This window comes from Variovorax frigidus (genome assembly GCF_051216515.1).
In the GTDB taxonomy this organism is placed as follows: domain Bacteria; phylum Pseudomonadota; class Gammaproteobacteria; order Burkholderiales; family Burkholderiaceae_C; genus Variovorax.
In genome coordinates, this window is sequence record NZ_JBPJZF010000012.1 from 55890 (window position 1) to 68186 (window position 12297).

General features: G+C 67.8%; 9 protein-coding genes, 1 tRNA gene and 1 pseudogene. 7 read left to right on the top strand and 4 right to left on the bottom strand.

Annotated elements, in window-relative coordinates:
* The first annotated feature begins 38 nt into the window (after window positions 1-38).
* Entirely contained in the window at window positions 39-749 is a 711-nt protein-coding gene (locus tag ACSFBC_RS27665; protein WP_435513539.1) for a DsbC family protein, read from the top strand.
* A complete protein-coding gene (locus ACSFBC_RS27670; RefSeq protein ID WP_435513540.1) occupies window positions 749-2542 on the top strand; it encodes a M61 family metallopeptidase in 1794 nt (597 codons plus the stop codon). Before ACSFBC_RS27665 ends, ACSFBC_RS27670 begins: the two co-directional genes overlap by 1 nt.
* Here ACSFBC_RS27670 and ACSFBC_RS27675 read toward each other — a convergent pair.
* A complete protein-coding gene (locus tag ACSFBC_RS27675; RefSeq protein ID WP_435513541.1) occupies window positions 2539-3108 on the bottom strand; it encodes a DUF2325 domain-containing protein in 570 nt (189 codons plus the stop codon). The genes ACSFBC_RS27670 and ACSFBC_RS27675 overlap by 4 nt on opposite strands.
* Window positions 3109-3234: 126 nt before the next feature.
* Here ACSFBC_RS27675 and ACSFBC_RS27680 point away from each other — a divergent pair, with 126 nt between their 5' ends.
* Window positions 3235-4014 (top strand): enoyl-CoA hydratase, encoded by a 780-nt coding sequence (locus tag ACSFBC_RS27680; RefSeq protein WP_435513542.1) that lies wholly within the window; start codon window positions 3235-3237, stop codon window positions 4012-4014.
* Window positions 4015-4041: 27 nt separating this feature from the next.
* On the opposite strand, the gene ACSFBC_RS27685 is transcribed toward ACSFBC_RS27680, so the two are convergent.
* On the bottom strand, window positions 4042-5196 hold the full coding sequence (locus tag ACSFBC_RS27685; RefSeq protein WP_435513543.1) for a hypothetical protein: 1155 nt from the start codon (window positions 5194-5196) through the stop codon (window positions 4042-4044).
* On the bottom strand, window positions 5193-5864 hold the full coding sequence (locus ACSFBC_RS27690) for a sigma-70 family RNA polymerase sigma factor (protein ID WP_435513544.1): 672 nt from the start codon (window positions 5862-5864) through the stop codon (window positions 5193-5195). Before ACSFBC_RS27690 ends, ACSFBC_RS27685 begins: the two co-directional genes overlap by 4 nt.
* Before the next feature lie 135 nt (window positions 5865-5999).
* Here ACSFBC_RS27690 and ACSFBC_RS27695 point away from each other — a divergent pair, with 135 nt between their 5' ends.
* The 3 genes and pseudogenes from ACSFBC_RS27695 to ACSFBC_RS27705 all read left to right on the top strand — a co-directional run.
* Window positions 6000-7598 carry a vWA domain-containing protein gene (locus ACSFBC_RS27695; RefSeq protein WP_435513545.1) on the top strand — a complete coding sequence of 533 codons (1599 nt, stop codon included), beginning with the start codon at window positions 6000-6002 and terminating at the stop codon, window positions 7596-7598.
* A gap of 36 nt (window positions 7599-7634) precedes the next feature.
* Window positions 7635-7711: transfer RNA gene (locus ACSFBC_RS27700), tRNA-Met, on the top strand.
* Between the two features lie 247 nt (window positions 7712-7958).
* A pseudogene (locus ACSFBC_RS27705) lies at window positions 7959-8619 on the top strand (leucine zipper domain-containing protein); the annotation flags it as partial.
* A 270-nt stretch (window positions 8620-8889) separates the two neighbouring features.
* On the opposite strand, the gene ACSFBC_RS27710 reads toward ACSFBC_RS27705, so the two are convergent.
* Window positions 8890-9930 carry an IS110 family RNA-guided transposase gene (locus ACSFBC_RS27710; protein WP_435513546.1) on the bottom strand — a complete coding sequence of 347 codons (1041 nt, stop codon included), beginning with the start codon at window positions 9928-9930 and terminating at the stop codon, window positions 8890-8892.
* A gap of 235 nt (window positions 9931-10165) precedes the next feature.
* Here ACSFBC_RS27710 and ACSFBC_RS27715 point away from each other — a divergent pair, with 235 nt between their 5' ends.
* Window positions 10166-12286: a sensor histidine kinase gene (locus ACSFBC_RS27715; RefSeq protein ID WP_435513547.1), complete on the top strand. Its 2121-nt coding sequence runs from the start codon at window positions 10166-10168 to the stop codon at window positions 12284-12286.
* The last annotated feature ends 11 nt before the right edge of the window (window positions 12287-12297 follow it).

Here is a 12297-nt window from a genome sequence, read left to right on the forward strand (position 1 = left end):
TCTCTTGAACTTCCGCGAACAACGAAACTCGGTCAGACATGAAAACTCTCCGCCTCCTCTTCGCCGCGCTCGCGCTGGGCAGCGCCCTGGCGGCCGTCGCCGGTGAAGCCGACATCCGCAAGAACCTGGCCTCGCGCATTCCGCAGTTCGCCAACATCGACGAGGTGCGCAAGACACCGGTGGCGGGCATCTACGAGGTCCGCATCAACGGCTTCGAGATCTACTACACCGACGAGCAGGGCAACTACCTGCTGCAGGGCAACCTGATCGACGTGCAGGCGCGCCGCAACCTCACCGAGGAACGGGTCGAGAAACTCAGCACGGTCGACTTCGACAAGCTGCCGGTCAAGGACGCCTTCAAGATCGTGCGCGGCAACGGCAAGCGCAAGCTGGCGGTCTTCGAGGACCCGAACTGCGGCTACTGCAAGCAGTTCGAGCGCGAGATGAAGAACGTCGACAACGTCACGGTCTACCTGTTCCTCTACCCGGTGCTGGGCGCGGACTCGAACGCCAAGTCGCGCGACATCTGGTGCAGCAAGGACAAGGCCAAGACCTGGGACGACTGGATGAGCGCCAACGTCAAGCCGGCCGCGGGCAGCTGCGACACCGCGGCCCTGCAACGCAACATCGAGTTCGGCCGCAAGTACAACATCACCGGCACGCCGACCGTGATCTTCGCCAACGGCACCCGCGCGCCGGGTGCGATCCCGGCCGCCCAGGTCGAGAAGATGCTTTCCGCGGCCAACTGATGGCCGCCACCGAGGCCATCCACTACCGCGTGGAATGCGCGGACCCGCATGCGCACCTGTTCGCCGTCACGCTGACCATCGCTTCACCCGCCGCACTGCAGCGCGTGGCGCTGCCGGTGTGGATTCCGGGCAGCTACCTGGTGCGCGAGTTCGCAAAGAACCTGCAGCAGCTGCGCGCCTCGCAGGGCCGGCGCAAGGTGGTGCTGACGCAACTCGACAAGCACAGCTGGCAGACCGATTGCGTGGCCGGCAAGCCGCTGGTGCTGCGCTACGAAGTCTGCGCCTACGACCACTCGGTGCGCACCGCCTGGCTCGACGCCGACCGCGGCTTCTTCAACGGCACCAGCCTGTGCCTGCAGGTCGATGGCCAGACCGGCCTGCCGCATGCGCTCGAGATCGTGGCGCCCGCTCCGGCCACCGGCCGCCCGCGCTGGCAGTGCGCCACCGCACTGCGGCCCGCCAAGGCCGACGCGCGCGGCTTCGGCCTCTACCGCGCCGACAACTACGACGAACTGGCCGACAGCCCGGTCGAGCTCGGCGACTTCTGGAGCGCCAGCTTCGAGGCCGGCGGCGTGCCGCACCGCTTCGTGGTGGCCGGCGTGACCGCGGCCTTCGACGGCGAACGGCTGGTGGCCGACACGCAGGCGATCTGCGAGACGCTGATGCGCTTCTGGCACGGCGACAAGGTGGGCAAGCGCGGTGGCGGCAAGCCGCCGCACGACCGCTACGTGTTCATGCTCAACGCGGTCGACGACGGCTACGGCGGGCTCGAGCACCGCCACTCGACCGCGCTGATCTGCACGCGCCACGACCTGCCGCAGCGCGGCGCCAAGAAGCAGCCCGAGGGCTACACCACGCTGCTGGGCCTGATCAGCCACGAGTACTTCCACACCTGGAACGTCAAGCGGCTGCGGCCCGCCGAGTTCGAGCGCTACGACTACGCGCAGGAGAACTACACGCAGCTGCTGTGGTTCTTCGAGGGCTTCACCAGCTACTACGACGACCTGCTGCTGCGCCGCGCCGGCCGCATCGACGACGCGACCTACCTCAAGCTGCTCAACAAGACCCTCAACCAGGTGCTGCAGGCGCCCGGCCGGCAGGTGCAGTCGGTGGCCGAGGCCAGCTTCGACGCCTGGGTCAAGTACTACCGCCAGGACGAGCAGACCGCCAACCAGACCATCAGCTACTACACCAAGGGCGCGCTGGTCGCGCTGTGCCTGGACCTCACGCTGCGGCGCGAGGGCCAGGGCACGCTCGACGAGGTGATGCGCCTGCTGTGGACGCGCAGCGAAGGCGGTCCGATCGACGAAGCGATGATCGCGGCGGCGCTGGAAACGGTGGGCAAACGCTCCTTCGCACCCGAGCTCGCGCAATGGGTGCACGGCACCGGCGAACTGCCCCTGTCGGAACTGCTGCGCGCGCACGGCGTGGCCACGCTCGACGATCCGGCGCAGCGCGCCCAGGCGCTGGGCCTGCGCGTGGCCGAAACCAACGGCAGCGTGCAGGTGAAGGTGGTGCTGCGCGGCAGCGCCGCGGAGAAGGCCGGCTTCTCGGCCGGCGACGAATGGATCGGCATCGAGCTGCCTGCGACCAAGGGCCGGCCCGCACAAGGCTGGCGCCTGGCCAAGCTGGACGACCTGGCGCTCTACCTCGGCGATGCGCACAAGAAGGCGACGGCGCTGGTGGCGCGCGACAAGCGCCTGCTGCGGCTGACACTCACGCTGCCGATCGGCGAGACGACCAGGCGGCTGTTCGCCCAGGACGCGGCCAAACTTTCAACCTGGCTGGCCTAGCTGCCGGCTTCGGACGCGATCACCTCCCCGCGCCGCACGATCCGGATCGGCTGTTCCTGCCCCACCAGCACGCAGGGCTTGCCGGTGCGGCGGCAGTGGTCCTGCACGCGCCAGTAGGCGCCGTGGCTCATGCAGCCGGTCTGGCAGATCACCAGGTCGGCCGCGCGCAGGCTGGCCTCGAGGGCTGCCGCGTCGACGTCGACATCGTCCTGGCCGTCGTGGTGCAGGTAGCGGCCGCCCGCGATCTCCACCAGCTGGCGCGCCATGGCCGAGGCCTCTTCGGCCCGCCCCACGCACAGCACCGCCTTCTCGCGCAGGTCGGCTTCGGGCATGGAGGAGCGCGTGGCACGGCGCCGCGCGGGCAGCAGCAGGTTCTGCAGCCGCTTGGGCAGCGACACGCCGGTAGCGGGCACTGCCAGGGCTTCGCGCACCATGGCCAGCGCCGAATCGCGCACGATCAGCGCGGCGCGCAGCCGCACGATCTGCGCAGCCTGCTCGGCCAGCAGGCGCGAACAGCGCTCCTGCGCCCGGGCGTAGGCGCGCAACAGAACGGCGTTTTCTTCCATGGGCAACTCCATATCGATGGCGCATTCTAGATGCGAGTTATTCGCAACAAGTCCAGCAATCCTGCGTCGCCCCGCTGGTTATAGTGGCCCGCATCCCCCCATTCCTTTACCTCTCACGGAGACAGCATGAGCTACGAAAACATCGAAGTGCGCACCGAGGCCGGCAAGGTCGGCGTCATCACCCTGAACCGCCCCAAGGCGCTGAACGCGCTCAACGATGCGCTGATGACCGAGCTGGGCACCGCGCTCAAAGCCTTCGACGCCGACCCGGCGATCGGCTGCATCGTCCTCACCGGCAGCGAGCGCGCCTTCGCGGCCGGCGCCGACATTTCGGCGATGGCCAAGTACAGCTTCGTCGATGCCTACAAGGGCGACTACATCACGCGCAACTGGGAAACCATCCGCAGCATCCGCAAGCCGGTGATCGCGGCCGTGTCGGGCTTCGCGCTGGGCGGCGGCTGCGAGCTGGCCATGATGTGCGACTTCATCATCGCGGCCGACAACGCCAAGTTCGGCCAGCCCGAGATCAAGCTGGGCGTGATCCCCGGTGCCGGCGGCACGCAGCGCCTGCCGCGCGCGGTCGGCAAGAGCAAGGCCATGGACATGGCGCTCACGGGCCGCATGATGGACGCCGCCGAAGCCGAGCGCGCCGGCCTGGTGAGCCGGGTGGTGCCCTTCGACAAGCTGGCCGACGAGGCGCTGGGCGCCGCGCTGCAGATCGCCGACTTCTCGCAGATCGCTGTGATGGCGGCCAAGGAATCGGTCAACCGCGCCTTCGAGAGCGGCCTGTCCGACGGCGTGATGTTCGAGCGCCGGCTGTTCCACGCGCTGTTCGCCACCCACGACCAGAAGGAAGGCATGGACGCCTTCGTGAACAAGCGCAAGGCCGCCTTCACGCACGACTGAGGCCGTGCTGCTGCCACCGGCAACGCCTCAGCGTGTCGGTGACGGCGGCTGAGGCGCGCTCGCTTCTTCCAGCGCGGCGCGCAAGCCTTTCATGGCGCCGGCCCCGGGCGAACCGATGCCCGGCGCCACACCCTCCTCGCGCCAGCGCACCTGGCCGCCGACCAGTTCCAGCACGGCCAGTGACTCGCCATTGCGCGCCAGCGTGATGCGCCAATCGACCTTGCCGCGCAGCGGCCGGGCGCCCACGCCCGCCAACGCCGCCGAACCGATCAGCGCGCCCAGTTCGCGCGCCTCGGCCCGCTGCAGGCTGCGCGTTTCGCCATCGGGGCGCGTGATGTGCAGCACGGTCCATTGCGACAACGCGGCAAAGCTCGGTGGCGCCGGGGCGGCCGGTGCCGCCGCGGGCGCAGGAGCCGGTGCCGCGCGCGGCGCTGCGGCCGAGGGAGTGGCTTCCTGCGATGCCGCGAAAGCCCGCCGCTCGATGATTGCCGCCTGCTTGCTCGCGCGGGCGGTCGGCGCATCGGCCAGCGCCGGTGCAGCGGCCGGATCCGGCAGCACCAGTGCCGGTGCCGGCGGCAGCGGTGCCGGTGGCCGCAGGGCCTCCTTCTTCTGTGCCCGCGCGCGTGCCGCCGCGGCTTCGGTCTCGGCCTGGCGTGCGCGCTTCGCACGGGCTTCTTCCTCGTCGAGCGCGCGCGTGGCCGCCGCGGTGGTCGCGCGGGACTCGGCCAACTGGGCGTCGAGCGCGCTGGGCGCAGGTGCCGCCGCGGGCTCGGGTGCCGCAGGGGCCGCAGGCGCAGGCACACCCTGTGCGATCTCGGCCGCCGGCGGCGGCGCGGCGGCCGCCGGCGCAGCCTTCTCCTGCTCACCATCGAGTCGCGCACCCGGCACCTCTTCGCGCTGCCACATCATCGTGACCAGCACACCGACCAGCACGGTCGCGAAAGCCGCATTCCACGGCACACCGCCACCCGCGCCGATGCCCAGCAGCCGCTGCCACCACGGCCGTTGCGCAGCCACCGGCAATTCGGGAAGCGAGGGCGCCACGGCCTCGTGCGCCATCGCTCGGATCGATTGACCCAGGCGCCAGTCGGGCGTAGCCGCCTGATCGGGCGCGTTCTCGAGCGCACGCCGCAGCACCGGGTCGCGCAGGTCGTGATCGTCGAGTTTGTCGAGATCGCTCATGCACCCTCCCCCAGCGCCGACAGATAGCGCGCCATGCAGCCGCGCAGCTTCTTCATGCCGTAGCGCAGCCGGCTGCGCACCGTCTCGAAGCCGATCTCGAGCGTGGCGGCCAGGGCCTCGACGGTGAAGCCGTCTTCGTGGTGCAGCAAAAAGGCGGCGCGCTGATCGTCGGGCAGTTCGTCCAGGCAGTTCAGCAGCCGCCGGCCGGCCGAGCGCCAGAAGGCCATGTCCTCGGCCGAGGGGTGTGCGACGTCGATCGGCTGGCCCAGGTCGTTGACCATGCCGCGCCCGAACAGCTGCGCGGCCTCCACGCCGTCGCCGTCCTCGTCGTGCGCGTGGAAGACCACCTCGCGCCCGCTCGCGCGCAGCCGGTCCATCGCCAGGTTGTGCGCGATGGTGAAGGCCCAGGTGCGCCACGCGGCGCCCTGCGGCGAGAAGCTGGCGCGCGCCGTGATGATGCGCACCCAGGTTTCCTGGAACACCTCGTCGACCTCGGCCGCCAGCCGCACGCCCATCAGTCGCCGCACGAAGCGGTACAGCGCGCCTTCGTGGCGCCCGTAGAGCACGTCGAAGGCCGCGGCGTCGCCGCCGGCATAGGCAAGCATCAGCTGGTCGTCCGGCAGGGTGGCGTGGATCGCGGAAGCCGCGACGGGCGGGGGGGACTGCATGGACAGATTCTCACCTCAGCTTGTACGGACGGCCATGGCGTTCGGGGTTCGCACCGTGTGTTTTCTTTTGCAGACACGAACCCCGAAGGTCTGCGCCGGCCGTATCAAGGACATCACTCACCCTCGGAGTCCTCGATGACCCTGCCTTCTGTCCCTCCTTCGACCGCCTCTGCCTTCCGTCCCGTTGCCCGACGCGTTTCGCGTGGCCAGCGCGCCGTCGTCGTCCTGCTCTGCGCGCAGTTTCTGCTCAGCGCCTGCCAGGCCAGGAGCATGGTGGGCGAAGGCCCCACCGCCTGGCCCGAGCCTACGCCGCAACCCCAACCGTCGCTGCCTGCGCAAGGCACGCCACCGCAATGGCCCAGCGGCGCCACGGTCCTGCGCACGCCGAATTTCCAGGCCCCGTCGGCGCAGAACTGCGCGCGTCCGGTCCAGACAAGGGAGGTCCCCGGGCGCGATCCGCAGACCAGCCAACGCGACGAGGTGCGCGAGCGTGCGAGCCCTGCCCGCGAGAAACGCAGCGACCGCGCGACGGCCAGCGAAGCCCTGGCCGACCGCTCCGTTGCCGATGCGGAGATTCCTTCGGCCCCGCCCCCGCCCTCGCCCGCAGTGGCCGCCGCACCCTCGGCTCGCATGACCGAGCCCTCCATCCTGCCGATGCCGCATCCGCGCCAGGCACCGCCGCAACAGCAACAGCAGCCGCGGCAGCCCGTGACCGCCGGCATGGTCGACGACAACGCCGACTTCGGCGAGTACCTGCGCTTTCGCGATCGCACCTCCGTCGTGCACCGTGCCCGCGACGTGCAGCAGCGCTACCTGCTGCAGGTGCGCACCGCGCGCGGCGCCGTCGTGCCCGACGCCGAGGTCGCGGTGCGCGCCCCCGGCGGCGCCGCGATGTGGGCCCGCACCGATGCCGGCGGCCGCGCCTGGCTGCATCCCGACGCCTTCGATCCGAACGCCAGCCAGGTCTACGAAGTCGCGGTGCGCAAGAACGGCCGGCAGGCCGGCGGCTTCCTGCAGCGCGGCCAGAAGAGCGCGGTCGACATCGTGCTGTCGGACGACGCGGCGCCGGCCCGCGCGCGACTCGACCTGGTGTTCCTGATCGACGCCACCGGCTCGATGGCCGACGAGATCGGCCGCCTCAAAAGCACGCTGCGCACCATCGCCGCCGAAGTGGCGCAGCTGCCCAGCCGCCCCGACACCTGCTTCGGCCTGGTGGCCTACCGCGACAAGGGCGATGCCTTCCTGCTGCGCAGCCACGACTTCACGAACAACCTCGACGCCTTCCAGGGCGTGCTGAATGCGCTGCAGGCCAATGGCGGCGGCGACTACCCGGAAGCGATGAACGAGGCGCTGCACGAGACGGTGCACAAGCTGAGCTGGCGCGGCAGCGGCGCCACCCGCATGGTCGTGCTGCTGGCCGATGCGCCGCCGCACCTGGACTACGGCGGCCCGCAGTACGACGACGACATGATGGTGGCGCTGGGCAAGGGCATCAAGGTGTTCAGCGTGGGCGCGAGCGGCCTCGACAAGCAGGGCGAGTACATCCAGCGGCAGATCGCGCAGTACACCGGCGGGCGCTTCGTGTTCCTCACCTACAAGGACGCCGAACGTCCCGCGAGCGGCCCGGGCCGCGAGACCGTGCACGACGTGGGCAACTACTCGGTGCAGACGCTGGACCGGCTGATCGTGCGGCTCGTGACCGAAGAACTCGACAAATTGCCGCGAGGCAGTTGACGGGGCATACAAAGCTCGGGCTATAATCTCTGGCTCGGCTCTTTAGCTCAGTCGGTTAGAGCGATGGAATCATAATCCACAGGTCCGCGGTTCGAATCCGTGAAGAGCCACCAGTCAAGAAAAAGCCTTGTAAGTCAACGACTTACAAGGCTTTTTGTTTTTCAGGGGTGCCACCAGATGGGATTTTCATCCCCGCGCTTGTACCGCAAAAAAACGGGCGTTTACTTCGTCCGAGTACTCCTAGGCAAAAGTGTTTCCCTAGTTGTGAAGCTCCAATAGGTTGTATCCGGTGTTCATCCGGATTGGGTTTGAGAGACTGGAAATCGCCAAACACCCAATCCACTCAGGAGGCCCAACCGGATGAACACCCATAAGCATGCCCGACTTACCTTTGCCCGCCGAATCGAGATGGTCAAGCAGATGACCTTGGAGGGCCTTGACGCCGTGCGAGCTGCGGCCGCACATGGCGTCACCGCGCCGACGGCAAGGAAGTGGCTTGGTCGCTATCTGGCTGGCGGTGAGGCCGCGCTTGCCGATGCGTCGTCCAGGCCCGTCCGCTCCCCAAGGACCATCGATGCAGTCAAGGCCTTGCTCATCGTCGAGCTGCGCAAGCGGCGGATGCTGCAGACGCGCATCGCACGCAGCGTCGGTGTATCGGAGTCCACGGTCAGCCGTGTGCGGCGCGAGCGGGTCTGTCCAAGTTGAGCGACCTGGAGCCTGTGGAGCCCGTCGTGCGCTATGAGCATGAGGCACCCGGTGATCTGCTGCACATCGATACCAAGAAGCTCGGGCGCATCGTGCGCCCCAGCCACCGCGTCACAGGCAACCGGCGCGACTCGGTTGATGGCGCGGGTTGGGAGACGTTGTTCGTGGCCATCGATGGCCATACCAGAACTCAGCCCATCGAACCGATGCCCTGAAAAGCTGGCAGCACCACTACAACTGGCATCGCCCGCACAGCGGCATCGGCGGGCTCGCGCCCATGGACAGACTCAACTCAACAAGAAATAACCTCTTGACGTACATGGACGCCCCCGGTTTGCCAAGCTTTCAGTTTGTGAACGGCGCGGAGGTGAAGATTGCACCCGTACATCCGGACTTTTCGCGAGAGCATTCGCTGTCCCTGATGGGTTCTGCTGGCTGGCTCCCCAAAGCTTCAGCGCACTCCGAGGTGCTCTGTCAAGAGCGGGTTACGCCAACCACGGTCTGACCTGCCATGCCATCACTGCGTGATCGCTTGAGCAATCGGCGAGATATTCCTCCTTGACTGTGTTCTTCTGAAACCTTCTGGCTACGCGACCGCCGCTGCGCTCGCGCAGGGCGGTCTAAAACCTTCACCCCGCACTAGCAGGGCCCACACGATCCTCGCATTCTTGTTTGCCAGCGCGACGGCCGCGACGTTGGCGTTGCGCCGACCGATCAGCTTGAGTAGCCAACCCTGAGCGCTGGCCCGGTGTCGGGCCTGCGCCTGGTAGATCACAGATCGAGCACCGTGGATAAGCAGTGTTCTCAGGTAGGAGTCGCCTCGTTTGCTGATGCCCAGGAGCGTCGGCTTGCCGCCACTCGAATGCTGTCTGGGCACGAGACCCAACCACGCAGCGAACTGACGTCCGTTGTCGAAATTCTTCGCATCGCCCACACTGGCGACCAGTGCCGTTGCCGTCAGCGGTCCGATACCTGGAATCTGCTCCAGGCGACTGCTGGCCTCGCTTGAGCGATGCCATGCCTTGATCTGTGACTCGATCTCGTCGACTTGCTGCTGCAGTAGCTTGAGGTGTTCGAGCAGGCGTTGAATGAGAAGTCGGAATGAGCCTGGCAGTTCGTTGCAGGCATCCTCGATCAGGGACGGGACACGCTGCGTCAGGTAGGCAATGCCTTGCGGCACGATGAGACCATATTCTCCGAGCAGGCCGCGGATCTGATTCGCCTGAGCCGTGCGCGCCTTGACGAACCCCTGGCGAACGCGGTGCAGCGAGAGAACTGCCTGCTGCTCGATGTTCTTGAGCGGCACGAAGCGCATCGACGGACGTGTGTCCGCCTCGCAGATCGCCTCCGCGTCAGCGACATCGTTCTTGTTGCTCTTCACGTATGGCTTAACGAACTGCGGGGCCATCAATCTGACCGTGTGCCCCATGGCCTGCAGCTTGCGCGCCCAGTGATGCGCGCTGGCGCACGCCTCGATGTCCACCAAGCACGTCGGTAAGTTGGCGAAGAACGCCGCCACCTGGTCGCGCCTCAACTGTTTGCGAAGCACGCCCCTGCCGTGCTCGTTGACACCGTGGACCTGAAATACGTTCTTGGCCAGGTCGAGGCCGATTGCCGTAAGTTGCATGATGGACGCTCCTTCCGGATCGAGTGGTGGCTGACACTCCACTCTGGCACTGAAATGCCGTTGAAGGGTGGGGGCGTCCATCCCATTGCTTCACAGAACATTTCTTCCCGTAGGTCGTCGTCGTCCTCGATCACGTAGATCCGAAGCGCTGGGGCAAAATTGTCGATGGCATGTGAATAAACTGTAAATTCGCGGCCCCTGAGCGCCGGGTCGACCGGCCGGGGCCGACCGTTCCATGCCTCTCTCGCCCACGCTTCTCCCCTGCCGCTTCGCCCTGCTTCGCTGGCTGCGCCGCTGCCTGCTCGCCTTCGTCGGGTGGCTGGCGATCGCCCTGCCCGTGCACGCGGTGGTGCTGACCGCCGCCGACGGGCTCGAGCGGGCGGTCGACCTCACGGGCGCCCTGGCGCGGCAGAACGATCCCTCCGGCCAGTGGCGCGTCGACGATGTGTCGCGCGAGCCGCAACAGCACGGCTTCGAGCCGGTGGACGGCCCCGTCGAAGCCGGCTACACCCGCGACGCGGTGTGGCTGCGCTTCTCGCTGGCGCGCACGCCGGACGCCCCTTCGCGCTGGCTGCTGCGCCTGCGGCCGGCGCGCATGAACGAGGCCACGCTGTATGCGCCCGACGGCCGCGGCGGCTTCGTCGAGACCCCGCTGGGCGACCGCCGGGCCTTCGTCGACCGCCCCGTCCCCGACCACAACTTCGTCTTCCCGATCGATGTGGTGACGACCGCCGGCGACTACTTCCTGCGGCTGCGCAACGACGGCCCGCCGCTGCGCGCCGAGCTGGACCTGTGGCAACCCGCCGGCTTCGACCGCTTCCAGACGCAGGACTACACGGCCATCGGCGTGCTGCTGGGCGCAGCGTTGCTGGGGGTCTGCATGAACCTGATCTTCATGGTGTGGCTGAAGGACACGCTCTACGGCCACTACGCGCTCTACGTGCTCTGCACCGTCCTGCTCACCACCACGCGGCTGGGCTATCTGGCCGAATGGGTGCTGGACACGCGCCCGGAGCGCGTGGCCCAGGCGGTTCAGGCGGTGAACTGCTTCTTCAATGTGGTCGCGACCTTGTTCATGGCCCGCATGTTCGGCTTCCGGCAGCACTGGCCGCCCGCGGCGCGCTTCTTCAACGCAGTTGCCGTGTTCAACCTGGTGGCGCTGGGCCTGGCCCTGACGGACTTCCACACATGGATCGGCGTCTGGGTCGGCGTCGGCAGCGCCGTGTCGACCCTCTTCGGTGCCCTTTTCGTCTGCTATTTGCTGCTGGTGCGCCGCCAGTTCCAGTACCTGCTGCCGGCATCGGCCTTTTCGATCGGCACCGTGATCGCGCTCTACAGCCTGCTGAAGCTCTGGCTTGGCGATCGGGTGCCCGGTGCTGCGCCCGAACACCTCTACATGGTCGGCACTCTCACGCACCTGATTCTGCTGAACGTGGCGGTGGCCGACCGCACGCGCCGCGCCGAGCGCGATGTGCGCGCGCATCGAGAGCGTGCGCTGTCGATGCACATCGAGGCCGAACAGTTGCTCGAGTCCACGGTGGAACGCCGCACCGCCGAACTGGCGGGCGCCAACGTTGCGCTGCGCGACGAAATTGCCAAGCGCAGCCGGCTGGAAACGCGCCTGCTGCAGTCGCTCGACGTCACGCGCCGGAGTGCCGAGCAGCAACACGAGTTCGTCTCCATGGTGTCGCACGAGTTCCGCACGCCGCTGGCCGTGATCGATGCGGCGGCGCAATCGCTCGATCTGTCGAAGTTCGGTGCCGAACCGGCCGTCAAGCTGCGCACCGGACGGATCCGTCGCTCGGTGCAGCGGCTGTCGATGCTGATCGAGAATATTCTCGTCGCCGACCGCCTGCACCTGGAGCAGCGCGCACTGCGGCTGGAGCCCATCGACATGGAAGCGTTGGCGCGCGGCATGTGCGACAGCTTCAACCTGCACGGGTCGGAGCGCCTGCAGCTGACGATGCCGCATCCGCTGGCCGAGGTCCGGGGCGACCGTTCGTTGATCGAGATCGCGCTGCAGAACCTGATGCACAACGCACTGAAGTACTCGCCCTCGGAGAGCAGCGTGCGCGTCACGTTGCTTCGGGTCGGCGACGCGGCGCAGATCGACGTGGCCGACCAGGGCGCCGGGGTGGCGGATGCGGATGTGGCGCGCATCTTCGAAAAATACTTCCGATCCGACGCGGTCGCGACCGTCGCGGGATCGGGCTTGGGCCTGCATCTGGCGCGCGAGATTGCACGGCGCCACGGCGGTGACGTGCGGCTGATCGACACGGGCGCCGAAGGCTCGACCTTTCGCCTGGTTCTGCCTTGCAAAGGCCCCGGAAACGCTGCACCCAACGCTGCGCCTTGAGAACGAAGTGA